Below are 19,751 nucleotides of genomic sequence, written 5' to 3'. Positions count from 1 at the left end.
AGCGTCTGGGGTGAAGTGCGCCCTACACATGTCATGCACTGCAACATTTCTGCGTAAGCACATGTAAATTTAGAGACGTACGGCGCACTTTTATTGTCATGTTTTAAAGACTTTTTGGGTATATACCTAGGGATCAAATTAGAGGAAACCCTCTAGGATTCGCACTCGGATGCTGCGCTGCAGGATTGGTGGCCCTGCCAATCCGGAAGCCAAACCGAAGCGGATTCACGTTGCAAACTGTTGCGCGAATCCGTTCGATCAATCCACAGGAGATTTTGCATGTCCCCTTTTATGCCCGAGCAATTTGCTGCAGCGCAAAAGTCCAGTCTGAACCAACTGTTCGCGCTGACGAACATGGCTTTTGACGGCTTCCAGAAGTTGACCGAGTTGAACCTGCAGGCAGTCAGGACGACGCTTGCCGAAGGCCAGGGCAATATCGAAGCGGTGCTGGCCGGAAAGGACCTGCGTGAAGTGTTCGCCGTGCAGGGCAATCTGGCACAGCCTGCCGCGGAGAAGGCGGTTGCATATGCACGCCATGTGTACGAAATCGCATCGAACACGCAGGTGGAACTGACCAAGGCAGTCGAGGGCCAGTACGAACAGCACAACCGCAATGTGCAAGCCTTCGTTGACAACTTCGTGAAGAACGCGCCAGCCGGGTCTGAAGCGATCACCGCGCTGCTGCAATCGAGCGTTGCAGCCGCCAGCAGCACCTTTCAATCCTTCCAGGACGCCGCGAAGCAGACGGCTGAAGTCGCCAAGGCCAACTTTGCCAAGACTGCCGCAGCGGCCTCCGGCGCGGCCCAGCAGGCGGCGCCCCGCGCTTCCAAGCAATAACGGCGTGCGGCTGGCCAAGCAGGCCAGGCCAGCGCGCTGAACATAGATCGCAGGCTTGCAGGCCACAGCACTGCGACGCCAATCTTCCCGCATCGGTATACAAGCTGGGCCCGGAGTCATCCGGCCCGGCTCGCCCTCGCTTTGTCCGCGCCAGGGCAGCGGGAATGTGCTCGGGACAATCAGGCAAGAGCCCGTCCCGGCAAGGCAGGGGTCTTTCAACTTTACGAGAATGAAGCAGGCAGGATGATGAAGAAAATTGCACTGGTAACAGGTGGTATGGGTGGGCTGGGAGAAGCCATCAGCATCAAGCTGCACGACGCAGGCTATGCGGTGGTGGTGACGCACTCGCCGGGCAATGCGACCGCCCAGGACTGGCTTGCCGCGATGGCCGCCGGCGGCCGCGAGATGCGTGCCTACGAGGTGGATGTATCCGACTACGATGCCTGCCAGGCTTGCGCGGCGCAGATCCTGGCTGACGTAGGCCGCGTGGATATCCTGGTGAACAACGCCGGCATTACCCGCGACATGGCCTTCAAGAAGATGGACAAGCCGAACTGGGACGCCGTGATGCGGACCAATCTCGACTCGGTGTTCAATCTCACCAAGCCGCTTTGCGAAGGCATGGTCGAACGCGGCTGGGGACGCATCATCAACATCTCATCGGTCAACGCATCCAAGGGCGCCTTCGGCCAGACCAACTATGCCGCCGCCAAGGCCGGGATGCACGGCTTCACCAAGTCGCTGGCGCTGGAAGTGGCAAGGAAGGGCGTGACCGTCAACACCGTCTCTCCGGGCTACCTTGCCACCAAGATGGTCAACGCCGTGCCCAAGGAAATCATGGAGACCAAGATCCTGCCGCAGATTCCGGTCGGCCGCGTCGGCAAGCCGGAAGAAGTCGCAGCGCTGATTGCCTACCTGTGCTCGGAGGAAGCGGCCTACGTGACCGGGTCCAATATCGCCATCAATGGCGGGCAGCACATGCAGTAAGGGTGCTGGGCCAGGCGCCGCCAGGCGCGGCGCGGGCCCGTTGCAGCCGCACCGGCCCGCGCCGCATCGAACCCAGGTCGGCGCGGTTGCCTTGCAGGCGCTGCGACAGCAACTGGTCCTCGATTTGGGCGACGTTCGACGTTAGCACTGCACGATGATGGTTGGGGGCGGGCCGGATGCCTACCAGCCAAAGCGATAGTCCCTGGTCGGATGCAGCCACCACTTTCCGTTCCCGGGCAGTTCCAGCACCTGGTGGTGGAACTTCAGCAGCGTGGGCCGGTGGCTGACGCTGACAAGCGTCGACTGCATGTCGGCCAGCAACTGGTACATGGCTTCCTCATTGCTGATATCCAGGGCACTGGTCGCTTCGTCCAGCATGACATAGCGCGGCTTTGACAGCAGTACGCGGGCGATGGTCAGCCGCTGCTGCTCGCCAAGGGACAGGACTTTGCCCCAGTCCACTTCCGTGTCCAGGCCGCCAAAGCGGCCAGCGATGTCCTTCAGGTTGACCGCTTCCAGCAGCTTCAGAAGCTCCTCGTCGGGGATCCGCTGGCCGATGTGGTTCGGGTATAGCAACTGGCTGCGCAGGCTGCCGACCACCATGTAAGGATGCTGCGGCAGGAACAGCATTTCCTGCGGCATTGGCCGCACGATGCATCCCGTGCCGTTGTTCCACAATCCGGCGATCGCGCGCATCAGCGAACTTTTGCCGCCGCCGCTGGCGCCGACGATAAGAAGGCCCTCTCCCGGGTTGACCGACAGCGTCAGGTCGGTGACCAGCGTTCGCTCCTGATTCGGCGTGCGCAAGGTCACATGTTCCAGCGCCAGGCGGGAGTCATGGATGGACTCGATCGTGGTGGCCGGCTTCACGGAGGCTGCTGCCGTCCCGGTCAGCGAGATGGAGAATGTGTCCAGTCGATCCAGCCCCGCCACGAAGCGGCTCAGGTCTTCAAAGTTGTCGACGATCACGGTCAGCGCGTTCAGGATGGCGGCGAACGCGCCGGCCGCCTGGATGGCGCTGCCGACTTCAAGCTCGCCGGAAAGCACGCGTGAAGCGACGATGGCGCTGGGCAGCAGGATGGTCAGGAAGCCATAGGCATACTGGAACATGTTCAGGCTCAGCTGCCACTTGATGAGCCGGTCGAAATTCTGGAAGGCCTTGCCAAAACGGCCTCTCACATGGGATGACTCCAGCGCCTCGCCGCGATAGAAAGCGATGGACTCGGCGTTCTCACGCACCCGGATCAGGCTGAAGCGGAAATCCGCCTCCCGCCTTAGCTGGAAGAAGTTCAGGCCGATCAGGACGCGGCCGAAGAAGAAGATGGAGACAAATGTACCGGCGATGGCATAAATGACAAGAAAGTAGACCAGCTCCCTTGAGATCGACCACAGGACGGCGCTGAAGGCGATGAGCTGCAGCAGCGCGCCGATACCGATTGAAAGGAAGAACAGGGATTGCCGCGTGAAGGTATTGATGTCCTCGGCGATGCGCTGGTCCGGATTGTCGATCGCGGCATCTGAATTGAGCTTGTAGTAGACCCGGCCCTTGAAATACCCGTCCAGATAGTGATGCGTCAGCCAGCGTCTCCAGAGCAGGCTCAGCTTGTTCCTCAGGTAGTAATAGACCGCGTAGATGGGGACTGCAACCATCAGGATATAGAGACACTTCCTGATCGAGGCCCAGAAACGATCCGCGTCTTGCGCTGCCAGGGCCGAGGTGAATTCACCGGTTTGCTGGACGATCAGTACCTCGGTCTGGGTCTGGCCCAACAGCAGCAGGATCAGCAGGACCAGCAAGCCGGAGGCTTTCCATTTTTCCCGCGAGAACCAGTAAAGTTTTGCAATGGCCCAGTATCGGGTCCACACATGCCGGGTGGAAGTGACGGGACGTTTCCCTGGGGACGAAGTGGTGCCGGTGACCCGCGACTCAGGAACGGCGCTCATATCCCATCTCCCAGCACTAACCGGATTGCATACTCGCCACATGGCCCGGCACGGGACACGTGGGAGAACGGCAGAAGACTATTAATGAAATATAGGCTAGCAGCATCGATGCCTGGCTGATTCGTGGTCCCTGCCCGCAGTCAAGGACCCGACCCCGGACAGGCGAGCGGAGATCTGGCTTGACGCGCGCCCGGAACCTGATTCCAATCCGGAAGTGACCTTTCCGCTATGACAGCCCCTCCGCATGGACCGCTTCGACGCGCTGCAACTCTTTACCCGGATCGTGGAACTGGGCTCCTTCACCGGCGCCGCCAGCGCGCTGGACATGCCACGCGCCACCGCCACGCACGCCATCAAGGAACTTGAGGCCCGCGTCGGCGCGCGCCTGCTGGAGCGCACCACGCGCCAGGTGCGCCCCACGCTGGACGGGCAGGCGTTCTATGAGCGCAGCAAGCGCGTGCTGCAGGACCTGGAAGACGCCGAGACCTCGCTCAGCACGCAGGTGGCCAACCCGCGCGGCACGCTGCGGCTGGACCTGCATGGCACCCACGCCACCATGATCATCCTGCCGCGCATCGGCGAGTTCCGGGAGCGCTATCCGCATATCGACCTGATCGTCAGCAGCGGCGACCGGCTGGTCGACCTGGTCGGGGAGGGCATCGATTGCGTGGTGCGTGCCGGCCAGCCGCGCGATTCCTCGCTGGTGGCCCGGCGGCTGGCGGAAATGCCGGAGGTGCTGTGCGCCAGCCCCGCATACCTGGCCGCGCATGGCAAACCGGAACACCCGTCGGAGCTGGCACAGCACATCGGCGTGGGATTCTTCTCGCGCAACCATGACCGCCGTTATCCCTTCACGCTGACCGTCGATGGCGAGGTGCAGGAGTTCAAGGCGCGCGGCTGGATCTCGGTAAGCGATGCCGAGTGCTATACCAGCGCGGCGCTGGCCGGCTGCGGCCTGATCCAGGTGCCGCGCTTCCGCGTGGAAGAGCACCTGCGCGCGGGACGGCTGGTGCCGGTGCTTGAGGCCTGGCCCTGCCCGGACTTGCCGGTGTCGGCGCTGTATCCGTTCCACCGGCAGCTGGCACCGCGGGTGCGGGTGTTTGTCGATTGGGTGGCGGGGTTGTACGTGGAGCGGTTCGGGCCGCTCCGGGGCGCGGCCTGAGGCATCAACACGGCGCAATCAGGCCGCCGCGGGGCGCGGCAGCGGCCGTGCCGGCGCGGGTGCGGCTTGCGCCGGCTCGCTGACCGGCAGTGTCATGCCGATCCGGATCGCGTCCGCCTGCACCTGCGCGAACACGCTGCCGCCGTGCATGGTGGCGATTGCCTTGACGATGGCCAGCCCCAGTCCGTGGTTCTGCCGGCTGTCGCTGCGCGCGGCGTCGGCGCGGTAGAAGCGATCGAACAGCCGCTCGGGCCGGATCGTGTGCAGGCGATCGGATTCATTGCGCACGGCGATGGTCAGCGTGTCCGCCGATTGCGCGATCGTGACCGTCACCGGCCGCCCGGGCCGGCCGTGCTGCAGGGCGTTGCTCATCAGGTTGGTCAGCGCGCGCTGCAGCAGCGAGACGTTGACGCGCACGCGTGCATCGCCGGTCACGTGCAGCGTGGCGCCGGCTTCCTCGAACAGCATGTCGAGGAAGTCCGCGCTGCGCCGGACTTCCTGGGCGACCGAGACCTCGACCAGGTCGCGCGCCAGCGCCCCGCGGTCGGACTGCGCCACGAACAGCATGTCGATCACGATGCGGCTCAGGCGCTCCAGGTCTTCCAGGTTGGACTGCAGGATCTCTTCAAGCTGTTCGGTGCTGCGCGGGCGCGACAGCGCCACCTGGGTCTGGCCGATGACATTGCCCAGCGGCGTGCGCAGTTCGTGCGCGACGTCGGCATTGAAGGCGGATAGCTGCTGGTAGGCGTCCTCGAGCTTGTCGAGCGCGCCGTTGAAGGCATGCACCAGGCCGCCCAGCTCGGCGGGCAGGTCGGCGTCGGGCAGGTGCTCCAGCTGCTTGGGGTCGAGCGCGCCGGCATGTTGCGACAGGCGCTCGATCGGCGCCAGGCCGGACTTGGCAATGCGCCAGCCAAGCAGGCTCACCGCGATCACGCCGAGCACCGACGACACCACCAGGGCGATGCCAAGCGTGCGGCTGGTCTCGAAGAATGCCGCCTGGTCCACCGCGACCGCGAGCGCCACCTCGGGGCGATCATTCAGCGCCGGGATGCGGCGCTTCAGCATCAGGAAGCGGTGGTCGCCGAACTCCACCGCCCACACGTCGGGTGCGCGCGGGCTGGTGTCGGCCTCGCGCGGGAAGGGCTCGCCGTAGTCGAAGCGGCGGTCGGTACTTTCGACAAAGTAGCGCACGCTGTGATCGGCCGGCGTCAGGGTGCGCAGCATGGCGGCAAAGTGCTCCCATTGCTTTTCGGTGCCCAGGCCCGCGGCCTTGGTGCCGGCCAGGTCGAAGCGGGCGCGGATCTCTCCGAGCTGGCGCTTTTCCAGTTCCACGCACTGCACGCGGTACAGCACCATGCCGGTGACGGTGAAGACCAGGGCTGCCGCCAGCCCGAACATGGCGGCCAGCCGCGCCGCGATCGAGCGTTGCCGGTTCATGCGCTCAATCCGTCGCGGTGCTCCAGCACGTAACCCATGCCGCGGATGGTATGCAGCAGCTTGGCTTCGCCGGGCCAGTCCAGCTTGGCGCGCAAACGCTTGACCGCAACTTCGACCACGTTGGTGTTGCAGTCGAACGAGATGTCCCAGACCAGTTCCGTGATCGCGGTCTTGGACACGATCTGCGCCTGCCGCCTGGCCAGCACCGACAACAGCGTGAATTCGCGTGCGCTCAGTTCCAGGCGCCGCGTGCCGCGCGTGGCGCGCCGCGACAGCAGGTCGATGCGCAGATCGCCCACGGTCAGCTGCGACGGCTCAGTCTGCCGGCCGCGCCGCGTCAGCACGTTGAGCCGCGCCAGCAGCTCCAGAAAAGAGAAGGGCTTGGACAGGTAGTCGTCGGCGCCGGCATCGAAGGCATTGAGGCGGTCATCCAGGTCGTCGCGCGCGGTCAGCATCAGCACCGGGGTCTGCTGCTCGCGGCGCAGGGACTTCAGCACCGAGACGCCATCCAGCGCGGGCAGCATCACGTCGAGCACGATCGCGTCGTAGGGCTCGGTACAGGCCAGGTGCAGGCCGTCCACGCCGTTGTGCGCGGTATCGACTACGTAGCCATTCTCGGACAGGCCGCGGCGCAGGTAATCGACCGTCTTGATCTCATCTTCGACCAGCAAGAGTTTCATTGGTCCAATCCTCGGAATCTAAACAATATAGAAGATGTGTGCGGCTCCAACCTGTCAATCCTGTCAGTTTCCCGGTGCCGCACCGAAGCTGTGCAGCCAGGCCTTGCGGCGCGCGCTCCGCAAGCATGACAGGAGCACGTGCCGCTTTTGTTCACACTGGTGGAAAAGACTGTTTGAAGACGCGCCGCCGCTCCAGCCTGACGCAATTGTCAGCGTTGCGTCAGGGTGGCGTCGGCTGCGCTCCCTAGACTCCATGCGTGCCCGGCCGGGCCGGTTTTCCCACTTGCACAGGAGTCCTTCCATGACCTCACCCAAGCGATCCCACCACCACGACAGCACAGGCCACCGTTCCGCGCTGCTGCGCGCCCTGATCCCGACCTTGCTGATGATGGTCGGCGCAAGCATTTCGTTGTCGGCCAAGGCTGCACCGCGGGCCGTTGACCCGTATACCGATGGCGCGGCCAGCGCGGCGACAGCCAAGGGCCGCTTCGATGTGTACAGCGACGGCGCCCGGGTGCGTGAACCGCGCGACACGTACACGGACGGCGCGCGCAGCGAGCCACGGCCCGCTGACGCGAACGGCTGAGCCCCGCAGCCCACCAACACCCATGCAGCCATCACGGCCTGCCATTAGGCGTGGCAGCGCCCGGCACCGCCGCCAGGGGCCGGCGATAGCGGGACAGCCGGTCCAGCGCGAGGTAGACCACTGGCGTGGTGAAGAGCGTCAGCGCCTGGCTGAGCAGCAGGCCGCCTACCACGGCCACGCCCAGCGGCTGGCGCAGTTCCGCGCCGGTGCCGAAGCCCAGCATCAGCGGCACCGCGCCCAGCAATGCGGCCAGCGTGGTCATCATGATCGGGCGCAAGCGTGTGAGCGCCGCCTCGTAGATCGCCTGGCCGGCGCTGATGCCGCGGGTGCGCTGCGCCGCCAGCGCAAAATCGATCAGCAGGATGCCGTTCTTCTTGACGATGCCGATCAGCAGGATCACGCCGATCAGCGCCATGATGGAAAAGTCGAACCCGCCCAGCCACAGCAGCGCGAGCGCGCCAATGGCCGCCGACGGCAGCGTGGACAGGATCGTCAGCGGATGCGCCAGGCTTTCGTAGAGCACGCCAAGGATGATGTAGACCGCCAGCAGCGCCGCCAGGATCAGCCAGGGCTGCCCGGCCAGGGCCTCCTGGAACGCCTGGGCCGAACCCAGGAACGTGCCCTGGATGGCGGCCGGCATGCCGATGCGCTGCCGTACCTGCTCCAGCCGTGCCACCGCATCGCCCAGCGGTGCGCCCGGCGCGAGGTTGAAAGACAGGTTGACCGCAGGGAGCATGCCGTGGTGCAGGATCGAGACCGGCCCGGCGCCCGGCGGCGCGATGCTCGCCACCGCGGCGAGCGGCACCATCTCGCCCGACAGCGGGGATCGCAGGCGGAACGACTGCAGCGTCTCGATATGCCCGCGCCCGTCGTCGTCGACTTCAAGCACCACCTGGTACTGGTTGGTGTCGGTCTGGAACTCGTTGATCTGGCGCTGCCCGAAGGCGTTGTAGAGGGCCTCGTCGATATCGGCTGAGGTGAGACCCAGCCGCGCTGCCGCCGCGCGGTCGATGCGCATGCGGATGACATTGGCGCCGAGCTGCAGGTCGCTGGACAGGTCGCGGTAGAGCGGCTCGCCTTGCAGCGCGCTGGTGAGCCGCTGCGACCACGCATAGAGCTCGGCGGTTTCGTTGCCCTTGAGCACGTACTGGTACTGGGCCCGCGGCTGCCCGGCGCCGATGTTGATGTCCTGTGCTGCGCGCAGGTAGAGCTGGATGCCCGGCACCGCGGCCAGCCTGGGCCGCAGGCGGTCGATCAGGCCGCTGGCCGAGACGTCGCGGTCGGAACGGTCGTTGAGCACGATCCAGAAGCGGCCGTTGGCCAGGGTCTGGCTGCCGCCGGTCATGCCGACCGAATGGGTGACCGTCAGCACGGCCGGGTCGGCAGCGATGATGTCGGCGAGGGCGCGATGCTTGGCGACCATGTCCGCATGGGGGATATCCGCCGCCGCCTGCGAGGTGCCCAGCACGAATGCGGTGTCCTGCAGCGGGAAGAAGCCCTTGGGGATCAGCACGAAGCCTGCCACGCTGGCGCATACCGTCAGGCCGAACACCGCCAGCACGCGCGCCTGGCGCCGCAGGCACCAGCGCAGCCCGGCTGCGTAGCGCTGCCCCAGCCACGTGGACAGGTCCGCCTGGCGCGCGCCCGTATCGTGATGCGCCTTGCGCATGGCGATGCCCGCCAGCGCGGGCGCCAGCGTCAGCGACACCACCACCGAGATCAGTATCGCCATCGCCGAGGTCAGCGCGAATTCGCGGAAGAGGCGGCCCACGACCCCGGACATGAACAGCAACGGGATAAACACCGCCACCAGCGACAGGCCGATCGACACTACCGTGGGCCCGACCTCGGCCACGCCGCGGCGCGCGGCCTCGCGCAGGCCGAGTCCGGATTCGCGGTAGCGGTGGATGTTCTCCACCACCACGATGGCGTCGTCGACGATAAAGCCGACCGCCACCACCACCGCCACCAGCGTGAGATTGTTCAGGCTGAACCCCATCAGGTACATCGCCGCGCAGGTGGCCGCCAGCGACACGCCCAGCACCGCCGTCACGATCAGCGTGGCCGACCACTCGCGCAGGAACAGCGCCATCACGCCGATCACCAGCATCACAGCGATCAGCAGGGTCAGCTCGACCTCGTGCAGCGAGGCGCGGATGGTGCGGGTACGGTCGTTCAGGATCTCCACGCGGACATCGGCGGGCAAGGCGCGCCGCAGGGACGGCAGCGCTTCGTTGATGCGATCGAAGGTCTGCACGATGTTGGCGCCGGGCTGGCGCATGACGGCGAGCGCCACGCCCGGCCGGCCATTCGGAAAGCCATTGACGTAGGCGTCTTCAGGCCCGACCGCGACCCGCGCGACGTCTTTCAGGAATACCGGGCCGCCGTTGCGCCAGGCCACGACAAGCTCGCGATAGTCGTCCGGTTCCAGCAACTGCCCATTGGTCTCCAGCGTGCTGACGCGCGCCTCGCCGTACAGCGCGCCCTTGGGCGCGTTGCGGCTGGCCGCGCGGATTGCGCCGCGGACGTCGGCCAGCGTCAGGCCCACGCCGGCCAGCGCCGCCGGCGAGGCCTGCACACGGATCGCGGGGCGGCGCAGGCCGGTGGCGTTGACCAGCCCCACGCCCGGCAGCTGCCCGAGCTGACGCACCAGCACGCGCTCGGCGTAGTCGCTGACTTCGGTCAGCGGCAGCGTGTCAGAGGTGATGCCAAGGATCGCCACCGGACTGTCCGCGGGATTGACCTTGCGCCAGGTCGGCATTGCCGGCATGTCCGGCGGCAGCCGGCTGGTGGCGCGGTTGATGGCCGCCTGTACCTCTTGCACGGCGCTGTCGAGCCGGGTCTCCAGCGTGAACTGCAGCACGATGGTGACCGAGCCCAGCGCACTGGTCGAAGTCATCTCGGCAATGCCGGGGATGGCGCTGAACTGCACTTCAAGCGGGGTGGCGACCGACGAGGCAATGGTGTCCGGGCTGGCGCCGGGCAGCAGGGCGTTGACCTGGATGGTTGGCACTTCGGCTTCGGGCAGCGGTGCCACCGGCAGCCGGAAATATGCGGCCGCACCCAGCAGCACCAGGGCGGCAGCCAGCAAGGCGGTGCCGATCGGGTGATCGATGCACCAGCCATATAGCGAAGAGGATGATTTCACTTCAGGCTCTCGGGGCCGGGGTTGCGATCGGCACGGAGACGCGGCTGCCGGCGCGCAGCCGGGACTGGCCGTCCGACACCAGTTGGTCACCGGCGGCGACGCCCTCCAGCACGGCCTGCTGGCGGTCCTGGTAGCGCACGCTGACGGGCACGATCTCCACGGTGTTGTCCGGCCTGACGCGGAACACATAAGGCTGGTCTTGTTCGCCGTAGCGCAGCACCGCGGGCCGGGCCACCAGCGCATCGCGCAGCAGCCCGGTGTGCAGCCGCACCGCGACAAACTGGCCCGGCCACAGCTCGCCGGCGCGGTTGTCGAACTCGGCCTTGACCCGGACCGCGCCATTGCCGGTGCCCACGCGGCTGTCGATCACCAGCAGGCGCCCCTGCGCCAGCGGCGCGCCGCCGTCGCGTGCATGCGCGTGCACGGCCGCGTTCGCGCCGCCGGCGCTCAGGTGTTGCAGCACCGGCAGCGCCGACTGCGGCATGGTGAATTCCACGGTGATGGGCGACAGCTGCGTGACGGTGAAGATCCCGTCGGCGTCGCCGACCCGCACCAGGTTGCCTTCATCGACGTTGCGCAAGCCGATGCGCCCGGCGATGGGCGAGCGGATGCGGGTGTATGACAGGCGCACTTCCTCGGCGACGATAGCGGCGCGGTTGCCCTGCACGGTGGCGCGCAGCTGCTCGACGGTGGCGAGCTGCTGGTCCAGCGTCTGGCGCGGGATGGCATCGGCGGCGATCAGCGTGCGGTAGCGCCCAAGGTCGAGCTCGGCCGCGCGCAGCTGCGCCAGGTTCATCGCCAGCGTGGCGCGGGCCTGACCCAGTGCGGCCTGGATCGGCCGGTCATCGAGCGAGGCGAGCAGCTCGCCGCGGGCCACCTGCTGGCCTTCGCGCACATGCAGGCGCATCAGCTGGCCGTCGATCTGCGTGCGCACCACCACGTCGCGCAAGGGCCGGACGGTGCCGACGCTTTCCGCCTGGCGGGCGACGTCGCGTGCCTCCACGCGCGCCACGCGCACAGGAACAGGCGGTGGCGGCGGTGGGGGCGCATCGGACTGGCTGCGCCGGACCAGGCCGAGCGTGCCGAGCGCGAGCACGCAGAGCGCCGCGGCTGCAAACCACAACCGTCGCGCATAAGGCCCGAGCGCCGCGAGCAGATAGGAGGTGAGGGAGAACGCAGGCATGGCAGTCGGACCCGCCGGATCCACAAGTCATTGGCATGCTGGTTTATAGCCAACGGAGGCGGTTGGAACGGTGACGCCAGCCTGTCAGGGCTGTCAGGAAGGCCGCGGCGCGCGCGCATGCGGTAGTCGCAGCGTGCTTGCTGACGGCTTTGCCAGTTGCCTGTCAGCACGCCGTTGGCTGCGGGCAGCTAAGCTACGCGGTTTATCGATTGGCAGGGCCGGGCCATCATGCCCGGAATCCGGCGCACGGCAGCGACGCTGCCAGTGAGGGCAGACGATGTGGAGGACAGGTTGAGATCCAACCGCAACAAGCTGAACGCAGCCAGGGCCGGGCTGGGTGCCATGGCACTGACCGTGGCAGCGTGCGCCGGCATCGGCAGCGGCGGCCCGCTGCCCGCGCGCGCGAGCTTCAGCGATTACCGTAGCGAAACCCTCAGCCAGCTGCAGGCGCGGCGCCACTTCCAGCTTGCCGACAAGGCAGCCGAACTCGCATGGAACGGCCCCGGCGAATGGCTGCCGGCGCTGTCCCGTGCCGGAACGAAGCCGGAGAAGGGCATCCTGCTGATCCACGGCCTTGGCGATTCGCCGTGGTCGTTCCATGACCTCGCCCGGCAGCTCGCCGCGCAGGGCTTCCTGGTCAGGACCGTGCTGCTGCCCGGTCATGGCACCCGGCCGGAGGACCTGCTGGACGTGACGCTGGAAGACTGGCAGCGCGTGGTGCGGGAGCAGGCCGAGGTGCTGCGCCGCGATGTCGGGCAGGTCTACCTGGGAGGCTTCTCCACTGGCGCCAACCTGGCACTTGAATACGCCTACGCTCACCCGGACGTGGCGGGGCTGGTGCTGTTTTCACCGGCATTCCAGTCCAACAGCCGCTACGACTGGCTGACCCCGCTGATTGGCTGGATCCGCCCATGGCTGCTGGAGCCGGACGGGCGCCGGCCGATACAGAACGCCGTGCGCTACATGACGGTGCCAACCAACGGTTTCGCCCAGTTCTACCGCAGCAGTCGCGCGGCGCGCCTGCGGCTGGAGCAGGGGGCCTACGACAAGCCGGTCTTCATGGCGGTGGCGCAGCACGATTCGGTGCTCGATACCCGCTATTTGCTGACCGTGTTCCAGGACAGGTTTACGCATCCCGCAAGCCGCCTGATCTGGTATGGCCAGAGGCCGGAGACCACGGCGGACAGCGGCCGCGTGCTGGTGCGTGGCGATACGCTGCCGCAATTGCGGATCAGCCAGTTCTCCCATATGGGTTTGCTGTTCTCGCCGGCGAATCCGCTGTACGGGGAACAGGGCCGCCTGCGCATCTGCTGGAACGGGCAGGATGAGTTGGCGACGAGGGCTTGCGAGCGTGGCGAGACCGTGTGGTATTCGGACTGGGGCTATCGCGAAGCCGGCAAGGCGCATGCGCGGCTGACGTTCAATCCCTATTTCTCCTGGCAAGGCGAGGTGATCGCGGGGGTTTTCGCCGGCGCGGACTTGCGTGCCGGCGACCGTGCGCCAGAAACGCAGCGCATGACGCGGGACGACAACGGCAGCAGCTCGCAGGCGATGTAGGCGAATGCAAGGCAGGCAAGCCACCGGCAGTCCGCGCCCGGCTCCGCCGCATGGAGGAAAACCCGGGCCTGTCCCACGGCGCATCAGCCTCTAACATGAAGTACCCGCCGCCATCGCGGCAAACAACGATAACGTGGAGACTTCATACATGGATCGTCGAAAGTTCCTGAGCGCCGCGGCCATCGCGGCGACCGCCGGCGTCGCGCCGCACGCCATCGCGCAGCAGTGGCCGGCGCGCGCCATCCGGCTGGTCGTGGCCTATCCGCCTGGTGGCGGCACCGACGTGGTGGCACGCTTGTTTGCCGACTACCTGACGCGCGTGACCGGGCAGTCGGTGGTGGTGGAGAACAAGCCCGGCGGGGCCACCATTCCTGCCACGCAGGACGTGATCCGCGCCAGGAATGACGGGCAGACGCTGCTGGTGACGCTGGGTTCCTCGGCCACCTCGGGCGCGCATATCAACCGCGTTCCTTACGACCCGTTGACCGACCTCACCGCGCTGGCGGAACTTGGCCGCGCCCCGGTGCTGCTGGCGGCCAACAAGGATGCGCCGTACTCCACGCTGAAGGAACTGATCGCCTATTCCAAGGCGAATCCGACCAAGCCGATCCACTCGGCCTCGTACGGTCCGGGCACCTCGTCGCACTTCGGTCCGCTGCTGTTCAACCGGCTGGCAGGCACCAACCTTGAACCGGTGCTGTACAAGGGCTCGGCGCCGGCCACGCAGGACCTCGTGGGCGGCGTGGTGCCGCTGATGATCGACGGCCTGACCACCGGCGTGCCGCTATACCAGGCCGGCAAGACCAAGGCGCTGGCCACCACCATCCCGGAACGCTCTGATCTGGCGCCCGGGGCGCCTACCTTCCGTGAGCAGGGCTTTCCTGAGATGGAGCAGCTCAGCGGCTATTTCGCGCTGTTCGGCCCCAAGGCCATGCCCAAGGCCACGGTCGATGCGGTCTCTGCTGCGGTGCGCAAGGTGCTGGCCGACCCGGCCTACCAGAAGCGGCTGGCCGGCGTTGGCGTGCTGCCGCCGCAGGCGGTCACGCCTGAGGCCTTCGCCGCGCAGATCCGGACCGATCATGCGCGCTGGGGGCAGTTCATCAAGGATATCGGCTTCAAGATCGATGGGTGAGGGCGCCGCGGCAGCGTCGGCGTGTGCGCGGGTGCATCGGCGTGGGTGGCGAGAGGCGGATTCTTGTCCATACTGAACTTGACTGGCGGGCTGTCGCTGCCCGCCGGGATCAATCGCCCAAGGAGAAGAATCGTGTTCAAGCACATCTTGCTGGCCACCGATGGCTCGGAACTGTCAAAAATGGCAATGGATGCGGCCATTGGTTTTGTCAAAGCCGGCGGCGCCAGGCTGACGGCCTATACGTGCATGGAAGAGTATCCCTACGTGGCGTCAGGCGATGCCGGCCATCCCAGGCGCAAGGCCTTCGAAGAGCAAGAGGCCGCACATGCAAGCGCCAGGCTGGAAGCGGTTGTTGCTGCGGCCAGGGCCGCGGGAGTCACATGCGAAACGGATATGACGACTTCGGTACCCTACAAGGGCATCATCGATGCGGCCGCGAGGCACGGGTGTGACGTGATCTTCATGGCGTCGCACGGCCGCAGGGGCCTGGAGGGCCTGCTGGTCGGCAGTGAAACCCAGAAGGTTCTTACCCACTGCCGGGTTCCTGTCCTCGTCTACCGCTAGACACTGCGCGGCGTGCCGCCGCGGGTGCTGGCGTACTGTCGAATCCACCTCACGGGGGAACCTGCCATGACGGAAATGGAACAGGAGAAAGTCGTCGGTGTGCTGGATCGAATACTCGAAGCCGAGCTCGCCGGGGTTGTGCGCTACACGCACTATTCGTTCCTGATATTCGGCTTCGGCCGCATTCCCATCGTGTCGTGGCTGCGTGAGCAGGCGAATGAGTCGCTGCTGCACGCGCACCAGGCCGGCGAATGGATCACGACCCTCGGCGCCTATCCCTCGCTTGGCATCGGCGAGCTGCTGGACACCCACACGACCGATATCGGCGCGATCCTGCGTGAATCGCTCGCGACCGAGATGGAGGCCCTGGACCTGTACCGTGAGCTGCTAAGCCTGGTCGAGGGGCGCTCAGTCGCGCTGGAGGAGTATGCGCGGCAGTTGATCCAGCTGGAGGAACTGCATGCGGGAGAGGTCGAGAAAATGCTGCGCAAGCCCGGCCTTGCGGCGACGGTGCAGCCGCGACAGGGCTGATCTGGGCCGGCCCGCTGCCTTCTCGTGCGTGCAAGAGCGCGCGTGCCACAAGGTTTCGCCCCCATTGCTTTCGTCCCCGACGCCGGGAGCAGGGCACAGGCCGCGTCACCGCACCGGCCATCCACCCCCATCGCGCGCCGCGCCAACCGAGCTGGTTGCCAGCGCCAATGTCGCCGCGGCGGCGAGCGCTCCGTGATAGGCGTCAGCTGACGCGTTCCGTGCCGGCAGCAACTGGTTCTGTGCCAGGTTGGCTTCGGTGAGGTTCGCCTGTGCGCGGCTATGGCAAATGCTTGCCGGGAAGCGTGGGTGCAGGTCCGCGCGTGCTGACCGGACGTGCGCTACGCGGATCGGCGGCTTGCCGGCCTGGCTTTGCCGTATTGTCCCTGCGCCCAGTGGGCGTGCCGCGACTGCTGTCGGTGCGGTGCGTCGGACCGGAGAACGCGCCGATCCTGACTTCCTCGCCCATCCCCCCGACGACATGCTGCGCAAAGGCGGCCCCCGAGGCGGTCAGCATGGCGATTGCCATCAGCGGGTACGCGTGGATCTTCTTCATTTTTGCCTGTTTTTCGTGTGGTGGGCCCGGGCGGGCAAGGTTCAGGCAGCGGAGGGTAAATCAAGCGGATGTCCGTGTATGTAAGCTATTGTTAGCGCGATTTGCTCCGCCAACCAAAGAATATGAAAAGTGCTTGTTAGCGCATGCGCGATCAAAGCGCCGCGGTGAAAGGCGGGATACCGGCCGCGACCATCAGCGCCATGGATAGCGGGAAGAGGGCGCTGATGTGTGCCGTGGCGCTGGCGAAGGAGTAGTGAGCGTAGCAATAGATCGCCGCCACCAGCATATAGACGGCCAGCCGGTGGAAGCCCTCGAGGTGTGCCCCGAACTCCTTGCCGAACCAGGCAACCATGCCGTACTCATTGAGTTTGGAGGCCAGCATGATCAGCAGGCCGATCCAGATCATGGTGTCCCAGGCGGATTTCTCGTTCAGGGCATCCTCCCAGGTCAGCACGCCGGTGATGAACAGCAGCGAGACGCCGAGAGCCGCCGCCAGCGTTGCGCCGATGGCCAGGTCCTCACCGAAAATCCAGAGCACCAGCAAGCCAAGGAAAATTGCCGCCATGATGATTTCCTTGGCGCCGATGATGGCGACGGCCGCCATGGGCAGGGGCGGTCATGATGCCGGCGATGGTGGTGACAAATACCGCGAACATGTGCCACGCCTTCACCGCGAGGCCGGCCGGCGCCGGCAGGAACCAGAGCACGATGCCGATTCCCACCGGGACTAGAAATCTCCAGAGATCTTTGAGATGCCCTGCGGGGGCCGCTGGCTTCGCGGCGGGGGAGCTTCCAGCGCCTGGCCTTCGGCCCGGATTCGCGCAACATCGATGATGACCACCTCCGCGCTCAGGGGCCAGTCCGTGAACGCCGACGTCAAATGTGGCGTGAGGGACGCGGGGCAGGCGAATAACCGTTCGTATGCTATGGTTTATAGACCTTTCCGGTAGAAGCGCCGGCGTCGTGCCGGCGCCGCCGAACGACGGCATGCCAGCAGACGGGGCTCGAGGAGTAAGTCATGCATCCCAGCAAGCTAATCGTGGCGGCGATACTTGCCGCGGCAACTCTTCCGGTGCTGGCACAGCCCGAGACGCGCGTGGACACGGTGTCGGGCGTGGGGGCTACCAGGACCACCGGCACGGTCAAGGCCACTGCCACGGTGGTGGCCATCGATGCCGCCACGCGCACCATTTCGCTCAAGAACAAGCAGGGCAAGGTCACGGACGTACAGGTCGGCGAGGACGTGCGCAACTTCGAGCAGCTCCGCGTGGGCGACATGGTCACCGTCGAGTACACGCAGGCCTTGTCAGTGGCTCTCGCCAAGCAGAGCGGCATGCGCTCCAGCACCGAACGCGAGACCGCCGAGCGGGCCGCTCCTGGCGCCAAGCCCGGCGGCATGGTCGGGCGCGAGGTGACGGTCACTGCCGATGTGGTGGCCGTCAACGCCAAGACCGGCATGGTGACGCTCAAGGGGCCAAAGGGCAAGACGGTGGACGTGCATGTCGAGGATCCGGAGCAACTGAAGGCGGTTAGACGCGGTGACCAGGTGCAGGCCGTCTACACCGAAGCCCTTGCCATTTCTGTCACGCCCAGGCGTGCCCGCTGAGTAAGGCGGCGCCGGGTGGGAGCATGCCGATGGGTTTTCTGCGGTGGTTGCGCTGGCGCAATGCGCAAGTCCATGCGCACGGCAAGCAGGAGATTGCCGAGCTGACCGAGCGCGTGACCCGGATCTATCCGCGCTTGCGGCTGGTGTCACGCTACCAGCAGCGGCTTCGGCCTGCGCTCGAGCAAGCGCAGGACTACGTGCGCGAACTCGTCCAGGGTCTTCCCGCGCCGCGGGAAGCCAGCATGCAGGCATGGGGTGACGATCCCTATGTTCACGCCTTCTTCGGCGCGCCGCGTGACGTGCCGCTGGCCTTCAGCCGCTCTCCTGAACTGCGCGCGTTCTTCGAACAGTCGCCCGATGCGCCGCAGGCGTTTGCGGTGCTGGGGATGGCGATGACCGAGCGGCGCACGCTCGGGGTTGCGCTGGAAGGGGATGTCATGCGCACGGAAGTGCCGCAAACCACCGTCAGTTTCGGCGATCACAAGGTCAGGATCATCGCTCGCAGCGAGGCCGCGCTGCGCGAGGAAATTGTCCGGCGCATGTTCGATCAGTTCAGCATGGAGGGTCTCGCCCGTTTCGCTGCCGGCAAGTCACGCCGCGACGTGCTCACGCGCGAGCAGGCGCTGCTGGTGGCGCGCCTGCGCCTGCTCCAGCAGCAAGGCACCGGCATGCGTTCGGTGCTCGGCGGCGATGCCGACGCAAGTCCCGGCGAGCAGGCCGCGCTGGGCGGGCAGATTGCCGCGAACGAGCAGGAACTTGCGCAGCTCGGCCCCGAAACCGGGGCGCTTGACCGTCAACTGGAATGCCTGGCCGAGGTCCTGGCGGACGCACGCTCCTGCTTTTCCATCGAGCAAAGACACTTGCGGCTTAGTGCCATGAACGTGCTGCTCGCGGCGGACAGCGCGGGGCCGGCATACGACATCGACCTGCTCACTGCCCACGTCCCGGGCGATCCTCCACTGGTGCGATCCATCGCACTGGTGCGGTTCGCGCGTGGCGACATGCTGTCGCCGACCGCCCTGATCGAGGAGGCGGAGCGGCTGCTGTGACAGCGGGGATGGTGGCGCGCCAGGCAGTGGAGAGCGGCGCGGTGGAATGCGCGCTGGCGCTGGGCTTCGAGTTCATGCAGCCGGGCCCGCTGAAGAGCGCGTGGACTGACCGCGAGGCGGCCATGGTCGAGTTCACCAACATCGCCGCCCCGATGGTGCAGGATGCGGTCGAGGCCGGCGTGCCGCGCGCGCTGACGCTGTTCGGCGGCGCCGGCCGCGAGCACATGCAGCGCTACGGCACCAGGCTGGAGACCTTCGCCAGGATCCGCGCCAAGGCCAGCCGCCACGCTGCCAACAACCCGCTGGCCGTGTTCCGCACCGTCGTCACGGAAGCAGACGTGATGGCCGAGAAGGTGATGTGGCCCGGCGTGATGACCCGCTCGATGGCCTGCCCGCCGACCTGCGGCGCCGCCGCTGCCATTGTCTGCACCGAAGCCTTCGCGAACAAGCACAACCTGCGCACCGACGTGCGCATCCTGGCCCAGTCGCTGACCACCGACGTGGCCCCGAGCTTTGAGCCGCCTTCGATGATCGGCCTGGTGGGCTTCCATATGGCCGAGGCGGGCGCGCAGGCCGTGTACGAGCAGGCCGGCGTCGGCCCGTCGGATATCCAGGTCTGCGAACTGCACGATTGCTTCGCGCAGAACGAGCTGCTGAGCTATGAGTCGCTGGGCTTCGCCAGGGCCGGCGAGGCCGAGATGATGGTGCGGGACGGTGACAACACCTACGGCGGCAAGGTCGTGGTCAACCCGTCGGGTGGGCTTCTTCATGTGCCTGAACAGCGATGTGTCGGCC

18 protein-coding genes and 2 pseudogenes are annotated in these 19,751 nt (G+C 66.4%); 11 read left to right on the top strand and 9 right to left on the bottom strand.

Annotated elements, in window-relative coordinates; translation table 11 throughout:
• Nucleotides 1–279: 279 nt before the first annotated feature.
• A complete protein-coding gene (gene phaP3, locus AC3WQZ_RS08170) occupies nt 280–837 on the top strand; it encodes a TIGR01841 family phasin PhaP3 (RefSeq protein ID WP_037024076.1) in 558 nt (185 codons plus the stop codon).
• Nucleotides 838–1,080: 243 nt separating this feature from the next.
• Nucleotides 1,081–1,824 (top strand): acetoacetyl-CoA reductase, encoded by a 744-nt coding sequence (gene phbB, locus AC3WQZ_RS08165; protein ID WP_439667994.1) that lies wholly within the window; start codon nt 1,081–1,083, stop codon nt 1,822–1,824.
• Between the two features lie 13 nt (nt 1,825–1,837).
• On the opposite strand, the pseudogene AC3WQZ_RS08160 reads toward phbB, so the two are convergent.
• Together AC3WQZ_RS08160 and AC3WQZ_RS08155 are read right to left on the bottom strand one after the other, a co-directional pair.
• Nucleotides 1,838–1,960: pseudogene (locus tag AC3WQZ_RS08160) on the bottom strand (magnesium transporter CorA); the annotation flags it as partial.
• 44 nt (nt 1,961–2,004) lie between these two features.
• The gene (locus AC3WQZ_RS08155) at nt 2,005–3,768 is read right to left on the bottom strand and encodes an ABC transporter ATP-binding protein/permease (protein WP_439667993.1); all 1,764 of its coding nucleotides are present in this window, start codon (nt 3,766–3,768) and stop codon (nt 2,005–2,007) included.
• Nucleotides 3,769–4,012: 244 nt separating this feature from the next.
• Here AC3WQZ_RS08155 and AC3WQZ_RS08150 point away from each other — a divergent pair, with 244 nt between their 5' ends.
• The gene (locus AC3WQZ_RS08150) at nt 4,013–4,930 is read left to right on the top strand and encodes a LysR family transcriptional regulator (RefSeq protein WP_439667992.1); all 918 of its coding nucleotides are present in this window, start codon (nt 4,013–4,015) and stop codon (nt 4,928–4,930) included.
• Between the two features lie 18 nt (nt 4,931–4,948).
• On the opposite strand, the gene AC3WQZ_RS08145 is transcribed toward AC3WQZ_RS08150, so the two are convergent.
• Both AC3WQZ_RS08145 and AC3WQZ_RS08140 read right to left on the bottom strand, forming a co-directional pair.
• Nucleotides 4,949–6,367, bottom strand: a complete 1,419-nt coding sequence (locus AC3WQZ_RS08145) for a heavy metal sensor histidine kinase (protein WP_492300313.1) — start codon at nt 6,365–6,367, stop codon at nt 4,949–4,951.
• The gene (locus AC3WQZ_RS08140) at nt 6,364–7,047 is read right to left on the bottom strand and encodes a heavy metal response regulator transcription factor (protein ID WP_010810575.1); all 684 of its coding nucleotides are present in this window, start codon (nt 7,045–7,047) and stop codon (nt 6,364–6,366) included. The genes AC3WQZ_RS08145 and AC3WQZ_RS08140 overlap by 4 nt, the downstream gene beginning before the upstream one ends.
• Before the next feature lie 301 nt (nt 7,048–7,348).
• On the opposite strand from AC3WQZ_RS08140, the gene AC3WQZ_RS08135 reads away from it, so the two are divergent.
• Complete coding sequence (locus AC3WQZ_RS08135) at nt 7,349–7,633, top strand: hypothetical protein (RefSeq protein WP_011615530.1); 285 nt, start codon at nt 7,349–7,351, stop codon at nt 7,631–7,633.
• Nucleotides 7,634–7,664: 31 nt separating this feature from the next.
• Here the strand turns inward: AC3WQZ_RS08135 and AC3WQZ_RS08130 are convergent, their stop codons facing one another.
• Both AC3WQZ_RS08130 and AC3WQZ_RS08125 read right to left on the bottom strand, forming a co-directional pair.
• A complete protein-coding gene (locus tag AC3WQZ_RS08130; RefSeq protein WP_492300311.1) occupies nt 7,665–10,781 on the bottom strand; it encodes an efflux RND transporter permease subunit in 3,117 nt (1,038 codons plus the stop codon).
• Nucleotide 10,782: 1 nt separating this feature from the next.
• Entirely contained in the window at nt 10,783–11,964 is a 1,182-nt protein-coding gene (locus AC3WQZ_RS08125) for an efflux RND transporter periplasmic adaptor subunit (protein WP_492300310.1), read from the bottom strand.
• A 291-nt stretch (nt 11,965–12,255) separates the two neighbouring features.
• On the opposite strand from AC3WQZ_RS08125, the gene AC3WQZ_RS08120 reads away from it, so the two are divergent.
• The 4 genes from AC3WQZ_RS08120 (at nt 12,256) to AC3WQZ_RS08105 (ending at nt 15,748) form a co-directional block, all read left to right on the top strand.
• The gene (locus AC3WQZ_RS08120; protein WP_454750496.1) at nt 12,256–13,521 is read left to right on the top strand and encodes an alpha/beta hydrolase; all 1,266 of its coding nucleotides are present in this window, start codon (nt 12,256–12,258) and stop codon (nt 13,519–13,521) included.
• A 148-nt stretch (nt 13,522–13,669) separates the two neighbouring features.
• Nucleotides 13,670–14,653 carry a Bug family tripartite tricarboxylate transporter substrate binding protein gene (locus AC3WQZ_RS08115; RefSeq protein WP_010810580.1) on the top strand — a complete coding sequence of 328 codons (984 nt, stop codon included), beginning with the start codon at nt 13,670–13,672 and terminating at the stop codon, nt 14,651–14,653.
• A gap of 132 nt (nt 14,654–14,785) precedes the next feature.
• On the top strand, nt 14,786–15,217 hold the full coding sequence (locus AC3WQZ_RS08110) for a universal stress protein (protein WP_010810581.1): 432 nt from the start codon (nt 14,786–14,788) through the stop codon (nt 15,215–15,217).
• A gap of 66 nt (nt 15,218–15,283) precedes the next feature.
• The gene (locus AC3WQZ_RS08105; protein ID WP_010810582.1) at nt 15,284–15,748 is read left to right on the top strand and encodes a ferritin-like domain-containing protein; all 465 of its coding nucleotides are present in this window, start codon (nt 15,284–15,286) and stop codon (nt 15,746–15,748) included.
• Nucleotides 15,749–16,025: 277 nt separating this feature from the next.
• Here AC3WQZ_RS08105 and AC3WQZ_RS08100 read toward each other — a convergent pair whose 3' ends face one another.
• The 3 genes from AC3WQZ_RS08100 to AC3WQZ_RS08090 all read right to left on the bottom strand — a co-directional run bounded on the left by AC3WQZ_RS08100 (nt 16,026) and on the right by AC3WQZ_RS08090 (nt 17,290).
• Entirely contained in the window at nt 16,026–16,301 is a 276-nt protein-coding gene (locus AC3WQZ_RS08100) for a hypothetical protein (protein WP_010810583.1), read from the bottom strand.
• A 151-nt stretch (nt 16,302–16,452) separates the two neighbouring features.
• Nucleotides 16,453–16,905: an anion permease gene (locus tag AC3WQZ_RS08095; protein ID WP_010810584.1), complete on the bottom strand. Its 453-nt coding sequence runs from the start codon at nt 16,903–16,905 to the stop codon at nt 16,453–16,455.
• The gene (locus tag AC3WQZ_RS08090) at nt 16,820–17,290 is read right to left on the bottom strand and encodes an anion permease (RefSeq protein ID WP_234788213.1); all 471 of its coding nucleotides are present in this window, start codon (nt 17,288–17,290) and stop codon (nt 16,820–16,822) included. Before AC3WQZ_RS08090 ends, AC3WQZ_RS08095 begins: the two co-directional genes overlap by 86 nt.
• A gap of 29 nt (nt 17,291–17,319) precedes the next feature.
• Here AC3WQZ_RS08090 and AC3WQZ_RS08085 point away from each other — a divergent pair, with 29 nt between their 5' ends.
• The 3 genes and pseudogenes from AC3WQZ_RS08085 to AC3WQZ_RS08075 form a co-directional block, all read left to right on the top strand.
• On the top strand, nt 17,320–17,907 hold the full coding sequence (locus tag AC3WQZ_RS08085) for a hypothetical protein (protein WP_011615525.1): 588 nt from the start codon (nt 17,320–17,322) through the stop codon (nt 17,905–17,907).
• A gap of 29 nt (nt 17,908–17,936) precedes the next feature.
• Nucleotides 17,937–18,956, top strand: a complete 1,020-nt coding sequence (locus AC3WQZ_RS08080; protein WP_454750492.1) for a hypothetical protein — start codon at nt 17,937–17,939, stop codon at nt 18,954–18,956.
• A pseudogene (locus AC3WQZ_RS08075) lies at nt 18,956–19,723 on the top strand (thiolase C-terminal domain-containing protein); the annotation flags it as partial. The gene AC3WQZ_RS08080 and the pseudogene AC3WQZ_RS08075, both read left to right, overlap by 1 nt.
• Nucleotides 19,724–19,751: the final 28 nt, after the last annotated feature.

Source organism: Cupriavidus sp. FW305-26 (assembly GCF_058787975.1).
Note: the sequence above shows the minus strand (reverse complement) of the source record. Positions and strands in the feature narration are given on the sequence as shown.

Coding starts and splice junctions, on each gene's coding strand:
- phaP3 (WP_037024076.1), top strand. CDS start 280: ATGTCCCCTTTTATGCCCGAGCAATTTGCTGCAGCGCAAAAGTCCAGT.
- AC3WQZ_RS08105 (WP_010810582.1), top strand. CDS start 15,284: ATGACGGAAATGGAACAGGAGAAAGTCGTCGGTGTGCTGGATCGAATA.
- AC3WQZ_RS08080 (WP_454750492.1), top strand. CDS start 17,937: ATGGGTTTTCTGCGGTGGTTGCGCTGGCGCAATGCGCAAGTCCATGCG.
- AC3WQZ_RS08155 (WP_439667993.1), bottom strand. CDS start 3,768: ATGAGCGCCGTTCCTGAGTCGCGGGTCACCGGCACCACTTCGTCCCCA.
- phbB (WP_439667994.1), top strand. CDS start 1,081: ATGATGAAGAAAATTGCACTGGTAACAGGTGGTATGGGTGGGCTGGGA.
- AC3WQZ_RS08090 (WP_234788213.1), bottom strand. CDS start 17,290: ATGCCGTCGTTCGGCGGCGCCGGCACGACGCCGGCGCTTCTACCGGAA.
- AC3WQZ_RS08145 (WP_492300313.1), bottom strand. CDS start 6,367: ATGAACCGGCAACGCTCGATCGCGGCGCGGCTGGCCGCCATGTTCGGG.
- AC3WQZ_RS08150 (WP_439667992.1), top strand. CDS start 4,013: ATGGACCGCTTCGACGCGCTGCAACTCTTTACCCGGATCGTGGAACTG.
- AC3WQZ_RS08100 (WP_010810583.1), bottom strand. CDS start 16,301: ATGAAGAAGATCCACGCGTACCCGCTGATGGCAATCGCCATGCTGACC.
- AC3WQZ_RS08135 (WP_011615530.1), top strand. CDS start 7,349: ATGACCTCACCCAAGCGATCCCACCACCACGACAGCACAGGCCACCGT.
- AC3WQZ_RS08095 (WP_010810584.1), bottom strand. CDS start 16,905: ATGGCGGCCGTCGCCATCATCGGCGCCAAGGAAATCATCATGGCGGCA.
- AC3WQZ_RS08140 (WP_010810575.1), bottom strand. CDS start 7,047: ATGAAACTCTTGCTGGTCGAAGATGAGATCAAGACGGTCGATTACCTG.
- AC3WQZ_RS08085 (WP_011615525.1), top strand. CDS start 17,320: ATGCATCCCAGCAAGCTAATCGTGGCGGCGATACTTGCCGCGGCAACT.
- AC3WQZ_RS08125 (WP_492300310.1), bottom strand. CDS start 11,964: ATGCCTGCGTTCTCCCTCACCTCCTATCTGCTCGCGGCGCTCGGGCCT.
- AC3WQZ_RS08115 (WP_010810580.1), top strand. CDS start 13,670: ATGGATCGTCGAAAGTTCCTGAGCGCCGCGGCCATCGCGGCGACCGCC.